Below are 15,763 nucleotides of genomic sequence, written 5' to 3'. Positions count from 1 at the left end.
CTTAAGAGGTGTTATGTTATTTTAAATAGGCATTTTTGCTGCTTCCTCTGACTAGCTGCAGCAAGCCTGTCATTCTCAGTTCAATGAACGGCTGAGCAACCGTTTTGACGAAATTGCTTGAGAGAATGGAGGTAAGGGCTGCAGTTAAGAGCAGCAGGATGACTAAGTTTTGATAGTCAGTGAGTCCATCCTCAAGCCCGACCTGCCTGAGTGTTTTAATGATAAATCCGTGGAGCAGGTATACGTAAAATGTCCTTGTTCCCCACTTAGTAAAGAAATAGCGTTTTTGCGGAACAAGCGCTAAAAAGCTAAAGGTTGCCGCAAAGGCAAGTACATACCAGCCGATTCGGGAGAGGCCGCTTGCCAAGGTGACATCGCCAAATGATGAGTACGGCTTAGAGCCGAACAGCCATGAATAGTCAAAATCGATGCCCCAGCAGATGACAAATACGGCGGCGAGCACACCGAGCGCAATCTGTTTGCCTCGTTTTGATCTCAGTAAATCAAAGTGATGTTTATTCGAGTAAAATCCGACAAGGAACATCGGCAAGAATACAAATGTCCGGGACAGGCTCAGTGTGCTGCTGACAAAGTCGAGATAACCGATCAGCACGGCGATGCCGCAGCTGACAAACAGCGCCCAATGCTTAGAAAGCTTTGAAAAAGGATAGAGCAGGATATTCCAGAAAAATAAGCTTACCAGAAACCATAACGACCATTGCGGGTCAATCGGATTCACATTTGTCATGCTTTCGTCTTGAATAATGTAATAAAAGACGGAATAGATGCTTTGGAAAATCAAATATGGAATAATCAGCTTGACCGCCAGCTTTTTCACATATCCGGCGCGTTTAAAACCTTTGGCGAAATAACCGGATACAAGAATAAAGGCAGGCATGTGGAACGTGTAAATGAACTTGTAGAGGTAGAGCATAAAATTGTTATCATGAATAAAAGATCGAAGAATATGACCGAAAACAACAAGGAATATCAATAAGAATTTTGCATTGTCAAAATAACTGTCTCGCGATTTACTCATAGCATCACCTTCTCTTTAAATCAGTCACTAAAAGATTATTCCCTGTTGGTATTTATTTTAAAATAAAAGATCAAAAAGGATTTGAAAAAACGTCTGATTGTTAGGACGATGTAAAGTGACGGTAAGGATCGTTGAAAATGTCTTCTTTATGTAATCACGCTGAAATTTTCTGAAATGTATAGGGCGAATGAAGGAAGTTCATGCAATATGTAGAAATATTGAGGGATAGGTTTTGAAGAAGGAGTGTTTACGCATGGAAACTCTCGATGTCGAGACAAATTCAGATCTGAAAGAGGAACTGAAGCGCCTCAAACAAGAAAATGATCGGCTGAAAAAGGAATTACATCAGCATCAAGTGATTGTGAACAATACGCTCGATGCTATTTTTATATGTGATAATGATATGAAAATCGTGCAGGCAAATGAAGCAACAGCGAGGATGCTTCAAGTAGATGCGGAAGGTTTGAAAAAGCGTTCCGTTTTTGATTTTTTGTTTTCTATTCCAAAGGATGAGCTGGACCTTTCCGTGAAGAAGTTTTTTAAGAAAGGTTTTCTGTGGAAGGAGGTTCCGATCAGGCTGGACAGCGGAGCGACAAAATATATTGAGTTTCTTGCCAAAAGAGGGATTGGCGAGGATTTCTTTTTTGTCGTTATGAGAGACATTTCTTCAAAGAAAATTTTGGAGCGGGAATTTTCCATGAATGAACAGCTTTTTAAGGACTTGTTTGACAGAGCTGTCGACGGAATCGTTTTATTTGATAAAGACGGCGGCTTTATTGATGCCAATCTGTCCTTTTGCAAAAGCTTTGAAATCGACCAGAATGAGCTGTCGCATTTGTCGCTGTATCAATTCATTGACAGCGGATCGCGAAAAGATTTCGATAACATTTGGCACACGCTTTATCGAAAGGGAAAAGCAAAAGGCGAGCTGCCTGTCAGGCTTCGTTCAGGAGATCAGAAGCTGTTTGAATTTACGATTACGTCTAACATCATCAGCGGTTTTTATATGTCGATTATGCGGGATATCACGGAGAAGAGGTCCATGGAGCTCCAGCTATTTAAAAGTGAGGAGCGCTTCAGAGAAATTTTTGAAAACGCCATGGACGCTATTATCATCTGGTCGAATGACGGAAGAATCGTTAAGGCCAATCAGTCAGCTTGTAAAATTTTTGAGCTGCCGATGAATTTGCTGTTAAAAAGAAAGCTGTGTGATTTTCTCGTAGACTCTCAGCAGAAATACAGCTGGACGAAGAGGAAATATGCAAAATACGGTGAGATCAGAGAAGAGATGCTGTTTCAAATGGGCAACGGGCAGTTCAAAGAGCTTGAATTTACTTCAAAGCGGACTATACTTGAAAACCAGCACTTAACAATTTTAAGAAATGTCAGTGACCGAAAGCGGATGGAAAAGGAGCTTCGGGAAAGCGAGCTCAAATTCAGAAAAGTGTTCAACGGCTCAATGGACGGCAACGTATTATTCGACAATCAGTACCGAATCATCGACGCCAACCCGTTAGCGAGCAATATTTTGGGACTGCCGCATGAAGAACTAAAAAAACACAGCCTGCTTGATATTATTTCTTCCTATGAAATAGAAAATCTGGCATCACCGGCAAGGCAGATTAATTTCGATGAAATGGACAATGAGATCCCATTTTTGCTGAGCAGCAATGATAATCGAAAACTAGAATTTTCGTTTAAACGAAATATTATTCAAAATATGAACCTGGCTATTTTTAAAGATGTCACAGAGCGAAAAGAACTGGAAGAGCGTCTTCGCAAATCTGATACTCTCCATGTCGTTGGAGAACTCGCTGCCGGCATCGCTCACGAAATCAGAAATCCAATGACAGCTCTTAAAGGCTTCATTCAGCTCCTGAAAGGGAGTGTAGAGGGAGACTATTCTCTTTACTTCAACGTCATCACCTCAGAATTAAAGCGCATCGAATCCATCATCACAGAGTTTTTAATTTTAGCCAAGCCCCAGGCTATCATGTATGAGGAAAAACATGTGACACAAATTATGAAAGACACATTAGACCTTCTTAACGCGCAAGCCAATCTCAGCAACGTACAAATGCATCTGGATTTAGTCGGCGACATTCCGCCGATATACTGTGAACCGAATCAGCTGAAACAGGTTTTTATCAATATATTAAAGAACGCCATCGAAGTCATGCCTGATGGCGGAAATATTTATGTGACGATCAAAAAAGCTGATCAGGATCATATTCTTATATCTTTGAAAGACGAAGGAGTCGGAATCACAGAGGATAAATTAAAGCGTCTCGGAGAACCGTTTTATACAACAAAGGAACGGGGAACTGGACTCGGGCTTATGGTAAGCTATAAAATTATTGAAGAACATCAAGGCAAAATAATGGTGGAAAGTGAAGAAGGAAAGGGGACTGTTTTTCATCTTACACTTCCCGTCAGGCAGAATTTTGAAGAAAGAAGGTTAGACGAATGAATTACTATACGACAGCGGAAACGCCGCTCGGGGAGCTCGCAATTGTCGAGGAAGAAGGCAGCATCACCCGTCTCTTCCTCAGTAAGGAAGATTTGAGGCAGTGGAAAGAATCTGTTGAGAATACGGAGCAGGTGGAGACGGCTTTTTTAGCAGAAGCGAAAAAGCAGCTTCACGAATATTTTGCGGGAGAAAGAAAGATATTCTCACTGCCATTGAGCCAAAAGGGCACGCCTTTTCAGCAAAAAGTATGGGAGGCGCTTGCCATGATTCCGTATGGCGAATCACGAAGCTATGCTGACATTGCCGTAGCGGTCGGAAGTCCGAAAGCGGTACGCGCTGTCGGACAGGCAAATAAACGAAATGACCTGCCGATATTTGTTCCGTGCCACAGAGTGATCGGCAAAAACAGCACGTTAACAGGGTATGCCGGAAGTAAAACTGACATCAAAGCTTATTTGCTTAGCATCGAGCAAATCTCCTATAAAGAAAAATAAAACATATGGCACGTTCCCTTTTTTCGCCGCCGACATATGATTTTACTAAGTTAAAAAAGTTGGTCTGATGAAAGAGGAGGACAAAGCAATTGAAGCCGAGCCGCTCTGAGAAAATTGCCGTTTTTGCCGAGCTGCTTGTAAAACTGCATATCTTATCCAGCGCTCAAAAAGATGAAATAATCGATATGAATGTGAGCAAACAAAAAAACCGCTGACTCGGCCGAATATGAGCAAAGTCTTCAGCGGTTTTTTAATGAACCTTTTCGCCTGTAAACAGCTGTTCAATTTCTTCTTCATAGGAACCGGTCATAATCCCTTTTTCAGTGATGATCCCAGAAATAAGATGGTGTGGTGTAATATCAAAAGCAGGATTAAAGACAGGCACTTCAGCCGGAGCGGTTCGGACGCCGGAAATGTTCCTGACTTCTTCGGGGTCCCGTTCCTCTATCGGGATATCAGCCCCGCTTTTTACTTTTGTGTCAAAAGTAGATAAAGGTGCTGCTACAAAAAACGGAATATCGAAGGCGTTTGCTAAAATAGCAAGTCCGTAAGTGCCAATTTTATTCGCGGTATCTCCGTTCTTTGCAATTCGGTCCGCGCCAACGATGACGGCAGAAATTTGTTTTTCTTTCATTGTATGGGCTGCCATGCTGTCCGTAATCAGCGTGACATCAATACCGCCCTGCATCAGTTCCCAAGCAGTAAGCCGTGAACCTTGAAGAACCGGTCTGGTTTCACAAGCATAAATATGAAGCCCCAAATCCTTTTGTTTCGCCAAATAAAACGGGGCAAGCGCGGTTCCATAGCGGCTTGTCGCGATAGAACCGGCATTGCAGATTGTCATAATCTTGTCGCCTTTTTTGAAAAGCTGAAGCGCGTTTTGGCCAATCATACGGCACGTTTCTTCATCCTCGACTTGAATCTGAATCGCTTCATGGACAAGATTGGTTTTTGCTTCATTTACAGAAATGGCGTTTTGAATTGAATGGCTCAGTCTTTCGAGCGCCCATGATAAATTGATTGCTGTCGGCCTTGAACTGTTCAAATAATTTTTGATGTTATCCAATTGGAAGCGGAATTCCGCCACATTATCAGTTTCGATGTTTTTTGCCGCCAGCGCGAGCCCAAATGCTGCCGTAATGCCGATCGCCGGGGCTCCTCTAACTTTAAGTGAGACAATCGCGTCAAATACTTCTTCTTTCGTTGTCAGCTCCAAATATTCCGTAACATCAGGAAGCTTTTGCTGATTTAAAATCTTAATGGCTGTTTCTTTCCATTCAACAGAACGCGGAACAGCAAATGAATTGGTCATGGGTGAATCATTCCTTTACAAGTAACTTAAAACATTCAATAACATCCGTTATGGTTTTTAATTGTGAACGTTTTTCGATGAAGGCAGTACCGGTTTCCAGCGCCAGCCGTTTTCTTTCGATTCGTTTATCAAACGGTACGATTGTATCCAGATCTGCCACATGGGCAAGGCCGATGGTGCGGCGTATCAGTTCGCAGCCGGCAAACCCAATTGTCTCTTCAAAAATATGGCTGAGCGTATCAGCGAGATAACCGTCGATTTTGGCATACACCTCGAGACTGTTTTTCTCCCAGGCTTCACTGAATGTTGTTTGAAACGTGTCCCAAACTTGTTTTACATGTTCATATAATGGCTCTCGATCAGCACCGTCACGGCTGAGTGCATTTAACAATAAGTTGGCGATAAATTGGCCAACATCAAAACCGATTGGTCCGTAAAAAGCGAATTCAGGATCAATCACCTTTGTCTCAAGCTCGCTGGCAAAAATGCTTCCTGTATGCAGATCGCCATGAATCAGCGTCTCGGCAGATGTTAAAAATGACTTTTTCAGCTTAGCCGCTTCAACTTTGACCTTGTCATTTTTCCAAAGCTTTTCAACATATGGACGAAGCTCTTCCTCAAATTCATTTGTATCATGATCAAAGAAAGGATCTGTAAATACGAGTCTTTCGGTAATATCGCAGAGCTCAGGATTTGTAAATTGTTTAACAAGCTGTTTTTTCACCTTAGGTTCAAGTGCGTAATCAGAAGAGTAAAAAAGCGTTTTCCCTAAAAATTCGCCAATGTCTCGGGACAGATTTGGATAATTTTCACCTTCAAGAAGTCCTTTTCTAGCGATCTTCAGATGTGAAAGATCCTCCATGACCGTAACCGCCAATTCAGTATCTGAATAGTAAACTCTCGGTACGAGGTGAGGGACGTGTTCACCCTGACGGATCAGTGCGCTGCTTTCGATTCTTGCCCGATCGATTGTCAGCGGCCAGCTTTCCCCGACAACTTTTGCATAAGGAACCGCCTGTTTAATGATCAAAGCCCTGTCATTTTCTTGGTCATAAATATGAAAGACGTAGTTTAAATTTCCGTCGCCGATCTCCTGGCATGTCAGTGTGCTTTTGCTTTGAAATAAGCCGAGTTTCACCGCGAGTGCGACAGCGGAGCTTTCATTTAACGTTTCGTATAAAGGTGTTTTTGTGACTGCCATCGTCATTACCTCCAATTATGTAATTTCTTGATATGTGTGCCGCAAATGGCCGTAAAAAAGCCTCCTTCTCAGAGAGAAGGAGGCTTAACAATCATGTCCCGCCTCTCTTATCTCTCAGATCAAATCTGATGGAATTAGCACCGTGCCTTACGAGACCTCAGTCTCGGCGCCAAGAAGATGCGCCCCATTTCACAATGGAATTACGGTCGGTTGCTGTTGGGGTCAAAAGGCCAATCCCTCGCCCAACTCTCGATAAGAGAATATATTCACTTGTTAAACAATTCTAATTTATCAGTTGATGAACATAGTAACAGGTGTGTGATTGAATTGTCAATATATTTTTTAATATAAATCTTTTCTGATATCATCGAAAACAGGAATTTTCCCCCGCACCTCAACACTTTCTTGAAGGTCAATTTCCGCTCTGACACTGCCTTCTTCACGGCCGCCCTCGGCCAATATGCGTCCCCAAGGGTCTATAATCATGCTGTGCCCGGCGAATTCATTATCGGGATTAGATCCTGTGCAATTGCAGGCAGCGACAAAGCATTGATTCTCAATGGCCCTCGCAATAAGCAGGCTTTTCCAATGATCAAGGCGGGGCAGAGGCCATTCCGCAGAAATGAACAGCACGTTAGCGCCTTTTGTCGTATGTTTTCTGATCCATTCCGGAAAACGGATATCATAACAGATCAGTCCTGAGCTTTTGACGCCCTCAAGCTCGAAGTATCCGTCCTCGGAACCGGCTGATAAATACACATGCTCATCCATCAGCTGAAAAAGATGGGCTTTGCTGTACTCTTTAATGATTCGTCCTTCCTTATCTGCGATGAACATTGTATTATAAACATCAGAACCCTTTCTGACAGCAACAGATCCTGCGACAATATGAACCCCGTGTTTTTTTGCGGTTTTTTGCAGCCAGCTTTGAGCAGTGAGCCCGTCTTCATCAGCAAGCTGATCAAGATTGGCAAGGTCGTAACCGGTCGTCCATAATTCAGGGAGAACAAGAACATCAGCATTTTTACTCTCTTTTTCGATTAAAGATTCAGCCTTTTTTATATTTTCTGAAGGTTTTCCGTATGAAATATCAAATTGAAGACAAGATATGGTCCATTTCATTTTTTAACACCCCATATTTTTCTTTACTTTTTTCATTTAACCATATATGATACTGGACTATCATTTCAAGATTTTTTTAGAAGGTGAAAACAGATGAAATTTGAACATTCTCAAGTGCTGCAGGAACTGCCTAAACAATTCTTTGCTTCTCTTGTGCAGAAAGTGAACCGAAAGCTGAAGGAAGGACATGATGTCATCAATTTGGGGCAGGGGAATCCGGATCAGCCGACGCCCGAGCATATTGTGGAGGAAATGCAGCGAGCCGTTGCTCAGCCTGAAAATCATAAATACTCCTCATTTCGAGGTTCGCACAGTCTGAAATCAGCAGCGGCAGCATTTTATAACAGAGAATACGGCGTTCAGCTTGATCCGGAAACTGAAGTAGCCGTATTATTCGGCGGGAAAGCCGGTCTTGTCGAGCTGCCGCAATGCCTGTTAAATCCGGGGGATACGATTTTGGTTCCTGACCCTGGCTATCCAGATTATTGGTCCGGTGTCACGCTTGCGAAAGCGAAAATGGAAATGATGCCGCTCACTAAGGAAAATGCGTTTCTTCCTGAATACGCAAGCATTTCCCCTGACGTAAGAGAACAAGCGAAATTGATGTACTTGAATTATCCGAATAATCCGACTGGAGCCGTCGCTACCGAAGAGTTTTTTGGAGAAACGGTGAGTTTTGCGAAAGAAAACGAAATCTGTGTGGTCCATGATTTTGCTTACGGTGCAGTCGGCTTTGACGGACACAAGCCTTTAAGCTTTTTGCAGACTGAAGGCGCTAAGGATATCGGAATAGAAATTTACACGCTGTCCAAAACATATAATATGGCGGGCTGGCGGGTCGGTTTTGCAGTTGGTAACGCCTCGGTCATAGAAGCGATCAATCTTTATCAAGACCATATGTTTGTCAGTCTTTTCAAAGCAACCCAGCAGGCTGCCGAGGCGGCACTCTTATCTGAGCAGACATGCGTAGCGGAGCAAAATGCCCGATATGAAAGCAGGCGCAACGCTTGGATAGCGGCATGCCGGGAAATTGGCTGGGATGTAACAGCGCCTGCGGGTTCATTTTTTGCGTGGCTGCCGGTGCCTGAAGGCTATAGCTCTGAGCAATTCTCAGATCTCTTGCTTGAAAAAGCGAATGTGGCGGTTGCAGCAGGAAACGGCTTTGGTGATTATGGCGAGGGGTATGTCAGAGTGGGGCTCTTAACGAGTGAAGCTAGGCTTAAAGAAGCAGCTCATCGAATTGGCAAACTAAACCTGTTTACCCAAAAAGGCATTGACAAGATTCTTTAACGGTGGGATAATTCAAAATAATTTATAAAATCTATATTTTCTTATCAAGAGCAGGCAGAGGGACGAGCCCGATGAAGCCCGGCAACCGACTTGTAAAGCACGGTGCTAATTCTTGCAGCTGGCGGCTGAGAGATAAGATTCGGACGAGAAACGAAACCTCTTTAGACGCATTGCTGTTTGAAGAGGTTTTTTATATGGGTTAAAAAATGAAAGGAGCTCTGGCATGAGTGAATTATTAGCAACATATCTCCTGACCGAGCCGGGAGCCGACACGGAGAAAAAAGCAGAACAAATCGCAACTGGATTGACGGTGGGCTCTTGGACTGATCTGCCTCTGGTAAAGCAGGAGCAGATGCAAAAGCATAAGGGACGGGTTGTAAATGTCGAGGAGAGAGAGGGACATCTTGCATCAGGGAAACAAGCGGTTATCACAATTGCCTATCCCGAGGTAAATTTCTCACAGGATATTCCGGCATTGCTGACAACTGTGTTTGGCAAGCTGTCGCTGGACGGAAAAATCAAGTTAATAGATCTCGAATTTTCTGAAGCGTTTAAGCGGACACTCCCGGGCCCGAAGTTTGGCGTATACGGCATCCGGAAGATGCTTGGAGAGTTTGAAAGACCGCTGTTAATGAGCATTTTTAAAGGGGTCATCGGCAGGGACCTGAGTGATATTAAAGAACAGCTCAGGCAGCAGGCGCTAGGCGGGGTTGACGTAATCAAAGACGATGAAATTTTCTTTGAGACAGGTTTAGCACCTTTTGAAACAAGAATTACAGAGGGAAAACAAATTTTGAAAGAAACATACGAGCAGACCGGCCATAAAACGCTGTATGCAGTGAATTTGACTGGTAGAACGGCTGAGCTTAAAGATAAAGCAAGACGCGCTGCTGAATTGGGAGCGGATGCGCTTTTATTGAATGTTTTCGCTTACAGTTTGGACGTCATGCAAAGCCTTGCGGAAGATCCGGACGTATCAATCCCCATTATGGCGCATCCGGCAGTCAGCGGGGCATTTACATCCTCACCGTTGTACGGGTTTTCCCATGCCCTTTTGCTCGGAAAATTAAACCGATATTGCGGCGCTGACTTCAGTCTGTTTCCTTCTCCATATGGCTCAGTTGCGCTTCCGAAAGAAGACGCGCTGGCGATTCATGAAGAATGCGTAAGAGAAGATGCCTTTAACCAGACATTTGCCGTTCCGTCTGCCGGTATTCACCCTGGTATGGTTCCGCTTCTCATGCGTGATTTTGGCATTGATCATATTATTAACGCCGGAGGAGGCATACACGGACATCCAAACGGCGCCCAAGGCGGGGGCAAAGCGTTCAGAGCTATTATTGATGCGGTTTTGGAGGCGCAGCCGATTGAAGAAAAAGCCGGTCAATGCGAAGATTTGAAGCTTGCGCTTGATAAATGGGGAAAGGCTGAAGCCGTATGACGACTCAAAAACCGTTAATGATATGTGATTTTGATGGAACCATCACGATGAACGACAACATTATAAACATTATGAAAACATTCGCTCCGCCGGAGTGGACGGCGTTAAAAGACGGCGTGCTCTCCAGAACGATGTCGATCCAAGAAGGCGTCGGACGAATGTTCGGCCTTCTGCCGAGCAGCTTAAAAGAGGAGATTACGAGATTCGTATTAGAAGACGCAAAAATCCGGGACGGCTTTCGGGAATTTGTTGCATTTGTTAACAAGCATGAACTCCCGTTTTATGTCGTAAGCGGGGGGATGGACTTTTTTGTCTATCCGCTGCTTGAAGGAATTGTTGAGAAAGATCATATTTATTGCAACCGTGCGTCATTTGAGAACGAATTCATTCATATTGATTGGCCTCATTCTTGCAAAGGCACATGCACAAATCAATGCGGGTGCTGCAAGCCGACTGTTATTAAAGAGCTTTCTGAGCCTGATCAATATATCATCATGATCGGTGACTCCGTTACCGATGTAGAGGCGGCAAAGCTGTCTGATCTTTGCTTTGCAAGGGATTATTTATTAAATGAATGCAAGGAGCATCATCTCAATCATATCCCATACCATGATTTTCACGAAATAAAGAAAGCAATTGAAGACGTAACGGAGGTAAAGAAATGGCTGCAAAACAAGAGCGCTGGCTCGAGCTTGCCGAAGTAAAACGGGAATTGGCAGAAAGAGATTGGTTTCCGGCGACCAGCGGCAACCTGTCCATCAAGGTTTCTGATGAGCCATTGCAATTTCTCGTAACGGCGAGCGGAAAAGATAAACGAAAAGAAACGGATGAAGACTTCCTGTTGGTAGATCAGAACGGAGAGCCTGCCGAAAGCGGACATCATCTGAAACCGTCAGCAGAAACGCTTTTGCATACACATCTGTACAATAAAACAAATGCCGGATGCTGTCTTCATGTTCATACGGTCAACAATAACGTCATCTCAGAGCTGTATGGAGATCAAAACCAAATCACTTTTAAAGGGCAAGAAATTATAAAAGCGCTCGGCCTGTGGGAAGAGAATGCAGAAGTGTCCATTCCAATTATAGAAAATCCGGCTCATATTCCGACTCTCGCAGCGCTTTTCGCGGATCAGGTTACTGGAGATTCAGGTGCTGTCCTGATCCGGAACCATGGCATTACTGCTTGGGGAAGAACAGCATTTGAAGCGAAAAGAGTGCTTGAAGCATATGAATTTTTATTCAGCTATCATTTGAAGCTGAAAACACTCCAGCATCAGCTGGTTAAATAAAAGGGGGAACCGCAAATGGCAACAATTCGAATTCATGATGAGGCAAATACAACGATTGAAAATCAAGAGGAAGTGGCAAGCTTTCTGGACAGCCAAGAGGTGATCTATGAGCAATGGGATATCGCCAAGCTCCCTGAACAGCTTTCAGAAAAATATGACCTGTCTGAAGAAGAAAAACAGCAAATTCTTGACACTTTCGACGCTGAAATTAAAGATATCTCAGCCCGCCGCGGCTACAAAGCCCAAGATGTTATTTCTCTGTCTGACGCTAATCCGAAACTGGATGAACTGCTTGAAAATTTTAAAAGAGAACATCACCATACAGACGATGAAGTCCGTTTTATTGTAAGCGGACACGGAATTTTCGTCATTCAAGGCAAGGACGGCACATTTTTTGATGTCCGTTTAAACCCTGGAGATTTAATCTCGGTACCTGAAAATATCCGCCATTATTTCACGCTTCAAGAGGATCGAAAAGTTGTGGCGGTGCGGATCTTTGTTACATCTGAAGGCTGGGTTCCGATTTATGAAAAAGACAGCGTAAACCAATAAGAAGAAAAAGCCCCGTCCATAAAGGCGGGGCTTTTTTTGCTTATTGTAAACACCATTCTTCGTATTGGGACATTTCTTTTTTGATCAGCGTCCAAATCAAACTGAGAACGGCAGCATCGTCAAGAATTCCTAAACCGAGCACGAAGTCCGGAATCATATCAATCGGCATGATGATATAAAAGACAGCAGCTGTCAGAAGCAACAGTGTTTTAATCTGTGAACGGGGATAGTCACCGTTTCGCCAATCGCGAAGCATGTGACAAAAGATCGTGATATGATTGATTAATTTTTTGCGGGTTTTCCTTTTCAGAATAGCTTTTCCGCCTGCCGCACCGAGCATTATCGCTTTTTTTTTCTTCATTTAGCATTCCTCCTGCCTGCCGGTGTGTTTAAGATGGTCTTCGTCTGGGTATTGTTCTTCTAATCCTATCAATATATCTATTATAAATGAAAAATTAAGTTATTTAATAAAAATATGTTTACAAATAAAGTATAATCTGTAATAATGCACAATAACCCAATCAAACTTGTTTCCTATTTCTTAGCGGCGAGGGGTGAATTGAATGGGCTGTTCTTCTGAACAAGAAAGATTGCTGGTGTCTATTGATGAAAAAAGAAAGTTAATGATAGACGCCGCTAGTAAGCAGGGATTTACAGGGCATGACACAATCAGGCACAGTCAGGAGCTGGATTCTTTAATGAACGAATACCACCAGCTCATGCAAGAAAACGAACATTCCAAAGGAATTCAAGGCCTTGTGAAGAAATTAGGCTTGTGGCCCCGAAGAGACGTCATGCCTGCATATGATGCACATAAATAGCGGCGCTATCTGATGCATATATAAAGAGAGAGCTTTTCAGAAGCGCTCTTTTTTTCTGGGAAAATTTCATACGAAAGAGGGAACTGATGAAAGAACTGGCGGTAGTCATTACTGAAATGATAAACCAATTTCATGATGCTTTTATTTCGATATGCGGGATGCTTGGCATTCAATTAACCGACAAAGAAATGCATTTTTGGGTAATTGGAATATTTGGCATCTTCTTTTTCGCTGTCACTCACGCTGTATTTACATGGCTTTCTAAATGGAGCTTGACGGCTTTGTCCTTTATCTATACCATAACGATCATCATTGTTATCGTATTTGCAATTGAGATTCAGCAAAAAGTGACCGGACGGGGAAATATGGAGTTTTTAGATGCAACGGAAGGGTTAAAAGGCTTTTTGGTGTTCTTTTTCATCTTTTTGCTTTTGAAAATGCTTTTGCGTTTGATCCGATTCTTCTTTTCAGGAGGAGCAGTAAGCAAGGAGAATGAAAATACCCGTTCACGAAAATAAATAAGCCCTCCTGAGACTGTCAGGGGGCTAGGAAGAGGAGACGGGGAGAGTAATGGTAACCTCGGTTCCTCTTCGTACTTCACTTTCTATATGAATGGAACCTCCGTACATCAGCACGATCCGTTTACATACGACAAGCCCGAGGCCGGTTCCTTTTTCTTTAGAAGTGACAAATGGAAGAAAGATATGATCCAGCATTTCCTGTGATATCCCTTCACCGTTATCCATCACTTTTATAATGGCCTTTTTATCAACTGCTCCTAAGGAAATTGTGAGTTTGCCGCCTTCCGGCATAGACTCAAGGCCATTTTTCGCAACATTCAAAATGACTTGTTTAATATGATCTTTTGTACATTTTACTTTTAGAGGTTTATCAGTTAAAAATTTTAACTCTACCTCCACATTATATAAATTTCCTTCAGAATAGATGATCGGCATAATTTCTCCGATAATATCCTGAAGCGAGTTAAGCTCCCACTTCTCAGCTGTCGGTTTTCCGAGAACTAAAAACTCACTCACAATTTGGTTGATACGTTTAATCTCCTGATCGATAATTGAAAAATAAAGCTGGTCTTCTTCACCTTTATATTTCTTTTGCAGCAGCTGAATAAAACCGCTTATGCCGGTGAGCGGATTGCGGATTTCGTGAGCCGTGCTGGCAGCAAGCGTTCCGATCAGCTCTAATTTTTGCTGCTCATTTTCCGTGCGCTCCAGCTGGGTCCGCCGCTTCAGCAAATAATAAAGTACAAGAATAAAAAGAATATTCAGCAAGACTATAATACAGGAAAGAGGGAGCACAAGGCTTTTACTCAGCTCCTCTATTGTGACAGGATTCGGATATACTTTCATATTCCAGCTGATATCATCAAGATAACCGCTGACAGGTTTTTGATCTCTTGCGTAAGAAGCCTGTCCGCTTGAGAAAATCATTTTGTTATTTTCGTTCACAACCTCAATATAGACATCAGGGCTCAGCAAGTTAATCAGGTTTTGCAGATAGTCAATTTGTATAGCTGCCACAAGATAATCTGTGACATTTTTCTTTTCATCCAGCACGGGAACACAAATTGTAAAAATCGGCTGGCCTGTGATCCTGCTTGAATAGCTGTCTGTAATGACAGTCTTTTTTGTTTTTTTCGCTTTTGTAAAAAAGGATCTGTCGGCCAGATTGACTTTAGTTTTTAATTCTGTTGCGCTGGCAGTGACATCTCCTTTAGCATTGAGAAAATAAAGACCGGAAAACCTTGGTTCGGAATCAAACGTTTTTTCCAAAACAGTTTTCATTTTATTCATATCTATCGGTCTGTCGATAGCGATAGACAAGGACGTCATTCTCGCTTTTGTTTCCCCGATTAAATAATTTATTTTGTTGCGGTGAAGGTTCAGCATAACACTGGCTTCTTGCTTATGTTCTGCAGCTATTGTTTCTTTTTCCTTTTCATAGACGAAAAAGCTTATGACGAGTGCCGGAATCACTACTAGTGCAATATAAAGCTTAATTCTCCCGCAGGCGCCTTTTAGTATTTTCAATTTGCATCGCTCCAACATACACCTGATTAGAGGTATTATATCATTGTTTCTTCTTGTTTAATAAGAAAAAATAACCAAAATAATTAAGAAAAATATGTTGTTCACATGAATAATAAAAAAGAAGAGAAATATTGGAAAGATTTTTATTGACATTTCGGTATTTGTTTATTAATGTTTCTCTGTAACGGTTTCTAAAAGGATGATTGAGACATGACAGAAAAATCACTGAAGTTATTTATCGTGCTGTCACGCGCGTATCGGTCTATTAATGATCATATGAATAAGCATATTCATAAGCATGGACTGAATCCTACTGAATTTGCTGTGCTGGAGCTGTTATATCATAAAGGTGATCAGCCGCTGCAGCAGATAGGGGATAAAATTCTCTTGGCCAGCGGGAGCATCACCTACGTCGTAGATAAGCTTGAGCAAAAAGAGCTCCTTATTCGGAAAGCGTCGCCTACAGACAGACGAGTAACATTTGCACAAATTACCGAAAAAGGCATCAGTCTTTTGGATGATATTTTCCCTGATCATGCAGCTGAAATTGATGAAATGATCAGCGTATTAAGCGAAGAAGAAGTTGAAATGTGCACTGAAATGTTAAAAAGAGTAGGATTAAACGCAAAACAGTTTCATAATAAGTAAAAAAAGGAAGCCTTGTGATAGATCAGGCTTCCTT

At 42.6% G+C, this 15,763-nt stretch carries 17 protein-coding genes and 2 riboswitches; of the genes, 11 read left to right on the top strand and 6 right to left on the bottom strand.

All coding sequences use genetic code 11. The features are described from left to right. Window positions 1-16: 16 nt before the first annotated feature. Entirely contained in the window at window positions 17-1,039 is a 1,023-nt protein-coding gene (locus tag MTN95_RS03240) for an acyltransferase family protein (protein WP_059292898.1), read from the bottom strand. Between the two features lie 253 nt (window positions 1,040-1,292). Here MTN95_RS03240 and MTN95_RS03235 point away from each other — a divergent pair, with 253 nt between their 5' ends. The 3 genes from MTN95_RS03235 to MTN95_RS03225 all read left to right on the top strand — a co-directional run bounded on the left by MTN95_RS03235 (window position 1,293) and on the right by MTN95_RS03225 (window position 4,218). Then, window positions 1,293-3,509 (top strand): PAS domain-containing sensor histidine kinase, encoded by a 2,217-nt coding sequence (locus MTN95_RS03235; RefSeq protein WP_105955520.1) that lies wholly within the window; start codon window positions 1,293-1,295, stop codon window positions 3,507-3,509. Continuing rightward, the gene (locus MTN95_RS03230; RefSeq protein WP_105955521.1) at window positions 3,506-4,003 is read left to right on the top strand and encodes a methylated-DNA--[protein]-cysteine S-methyltransferase; all 498 of its coding nucleotides are present in this window, start codon (window positions 3,506-3,508) and stop codon (window positions 4,001-4,003) included. The genes MTN95_RS03235 and MTN95_RS03230 overlap by 4 nt, the downstream gene beginning before the upstream one ends. 89 nt (window positions 4,004-4,092) lie before the next feature. Beyond that, on the top strand, window positions 4,093-4,218 hold the full coding sequence (locus tag MTN95_RS03225) for a hypothetical protein (protein ID WP_142391714.1): 126 nt from the start codon (window positions 4,093-4,095) through the stop codon (window positions 4,216-4,218). Window positions 4,219-4,253: 35 nt separating this feature from the next. On the opposite strand, the gene mtnA is transcribed toward MTN95_RS03225, so the two are convergent. The 3 genes from mtnA to MTN95_RS03210 all read right to left on the bottom strand — a co-directional run bounded on the left by mtnA (window position 4,254) and on the right by MTN95_RS03210 (window position 7,638). Next, window positions 4,254-5,315, bottom strand: coding sequence for an S-methyl-5-thioribose-1-phosphate isomerase (gene mtnA, locus MTN95_RS03220; RefSeq protein ID WP_105990705.1), 1,062 nt, complete (start codon window positions 5,313-5,315; stop codon window positions 4,254-4,256). 7 nt (window positions 5,316-5,322) lie between these two features. Next, a complete protein-coding gene (gene mtnK / locus MTN95_RS03215; RefSeq protein ID WP_142391656.1) occupies window positions 5,323-6,516 on the bottom strand; it encodes an S-methyl-5-thioribose kinase in 1,194 nt (397 codons plus the stop codon). 104 nt (window positions 6,517-6,620) lie between these two features. Beyond that, window positions 6,621-6,775, bottom strand: a riboswitch (SAM riboswitch). Between the two features lie 83 nt (window positions 6,776-6,858). Next, entirely contained in the window at window positions 6,859-7,638 is a 780-nt protein-coding gene (locus MTN95_RS03210) for a carbon-nitrogen family hydrolase (RefSeq protein WP_105990707.1), read from the bottom strand. A 93-nt stretch (window positions 7,639-7,731) separates the two neighbouring features. Here MTN95_RS03210 and MTN95_RS03205 point away from each other — a divergent pair, with 93 nt between their 5' ends. From MTN95_RS03205 to mtnD, 5 genes are all read left to right on the top strand, one after another. Beyond that, window positions 7,732-8,928 carry a pyridoxal phosphate-dependent aminotransferase gene (locus tag MTN95_RS03205; protein WP_248336902.1) on the top strand — a complete coding sequence of 399 codons (1,197 nt, stop codon included), beginning with the start codon at window positions 7,732-7,734 and terminating at the stop codon, window positions 8,926-8,928. A gap of 38 nt (window positions 8,929-8,966) precedes the next feature. Further along, window positions 8,967-9,067, top strand: a riboswitch (SAM riboswitch). Window positions 9,068-9,151: 84 nt separating this feature from the next. Next, the gene (gene mtnW, locus MTN95_RS03200) at window positions 9,152-10,369 is read left to right on the top strand and encodes a 2,3-diketo-5-methylthiopentyl-1-phosphate enolase (RefSeq protein ID WP_248336900.1); all 1,218 of its coding nucleotides are present in this window, start codon (window positions 9,152-9,154) and stop codon (window positions 10,367-10,369) included. Continuing rightward, window positions 10,366-11,073, top strand: a complete 708-nt coding sequence (gene mtnX / locus MTN95_RS03195) for a 2-hydroxy-3-keto-5-methylthiopentenyl-1-phosphate phosphatase (protein WP_202853570.1) — start codon at window positions 10,366-10,368, stop codon at window positions 11,071-11,073. The genes mtnW and mtnX overlap by 4 nt, the downstream gene beginning before the upstream one ends. Further along, complete coding sequence (locus MTN95_RS03190; RefSeq protein ID WP_105990711.1) at window positions 11,031-11,660, top strand: methylthioribulose 1-phosphate dehydratase; 630 nt, start codon at window positions 11,031-11,033, stop codon at window positions 11,658-11,660. Before mtnX ends, MTN95_RS03190 begins: the two co-directional genes overlap by 43 nt. 15 nt (window positions 11,661-11,675) lie before the next feature. Beyond that, window positions 11,676-12,212, top strand: coding sequence for an acireductone dioxygenase (gene mtnD, locus MTN95_RS03185; RefSeq protein ID WP_044156131.1), 537 nt, complete (start codon window positions 11,676-11,678; stop codon window positions 12,210-12,212). 40 nt (window positions 12,213-12,252) lie between these two features. Here mtnD and MTN95_RS03180 read toward each other — a convergent pair whose 3' ends face one another. Beyond that, window positions 12,253-12,573 (bottom strand): YkvA family protein, encoded by a 321-nt coding sequence (locus MTN95_RS03180; RefSeq protein ID WP_202853568.1) that lies wholly within the window; start codon window positions 12,571-12,573, stop codon window positions 12,253-12,255. 202 nt (window positions 12,574-12,775) lie between these two features. Here MTN95_RS03180 and spo0E point away from each other — a divergent pair, with 202 nt between their 5' ends. Next, entirely contained in the window at window positions 12,776-13,033 is a 258-nt protein-coding gene (gene spo0E / locus MTN95_RS03175) for an aspartyl-phosphate phosphatase Spo0E (protein ID WP_024121169.1), read from the top strand. Between the two features lie 86 nt (window positions 13,034-13,119). Further along, entirely contained in the window at window positions 13,120-13,551 is a 432-nt protein-coding gene (locus tag MTN95_RS03170; protein WP_188323702.1) for a hypothetical protein, read from the top strand. A 27-nt stretch (window positions 13,552-13,578) separates the two neighbouring features. Here the strand turns inward: MTN95_RS03170 and MTN95_RS03165 are convergent, their stop codons facing one another. Beyond that, complete coding sequence (locus MTN95_RS03165) at window positions 13,579-15,099, bottom strand: sporulation kinase KinD (RefSeq protein ID WP_105955529.1); 1,521 nt, start codon at window positions 15,097-15,099, stop codon at window positions 13,579-13,581. Between the two features lie 192 nt (window positions 15,100-15,291). Between MTN95_RS03165 and mhqR the strand changes: the two genes are divergently transcribed. Beyond that, entirely contained in the window at window positions 15,292-15,729 is a 438-nt protein-coding gene (gene mhqR, locus MTN95_RS03160; RefSeq protein ID WP_024121172.1) for a MarR family transcriptional regulator MhqR, read from the top strand. Window positions 15,730-15,763: the final 34 nt, after the last annotated feature.

Origin of the sequence: Bacillus sp. 2CMS4F, from assembly GCF_023161785.1 — a bacterium.
Lineage (GTDB): Bacteria > Bacillota > Bacilli > Bacillales > Bacillaceae > Bacillus > Bacillus halotolerans.
This window is presented reverse-complemented; position numbering and strand designations above follow the sequence as displayed.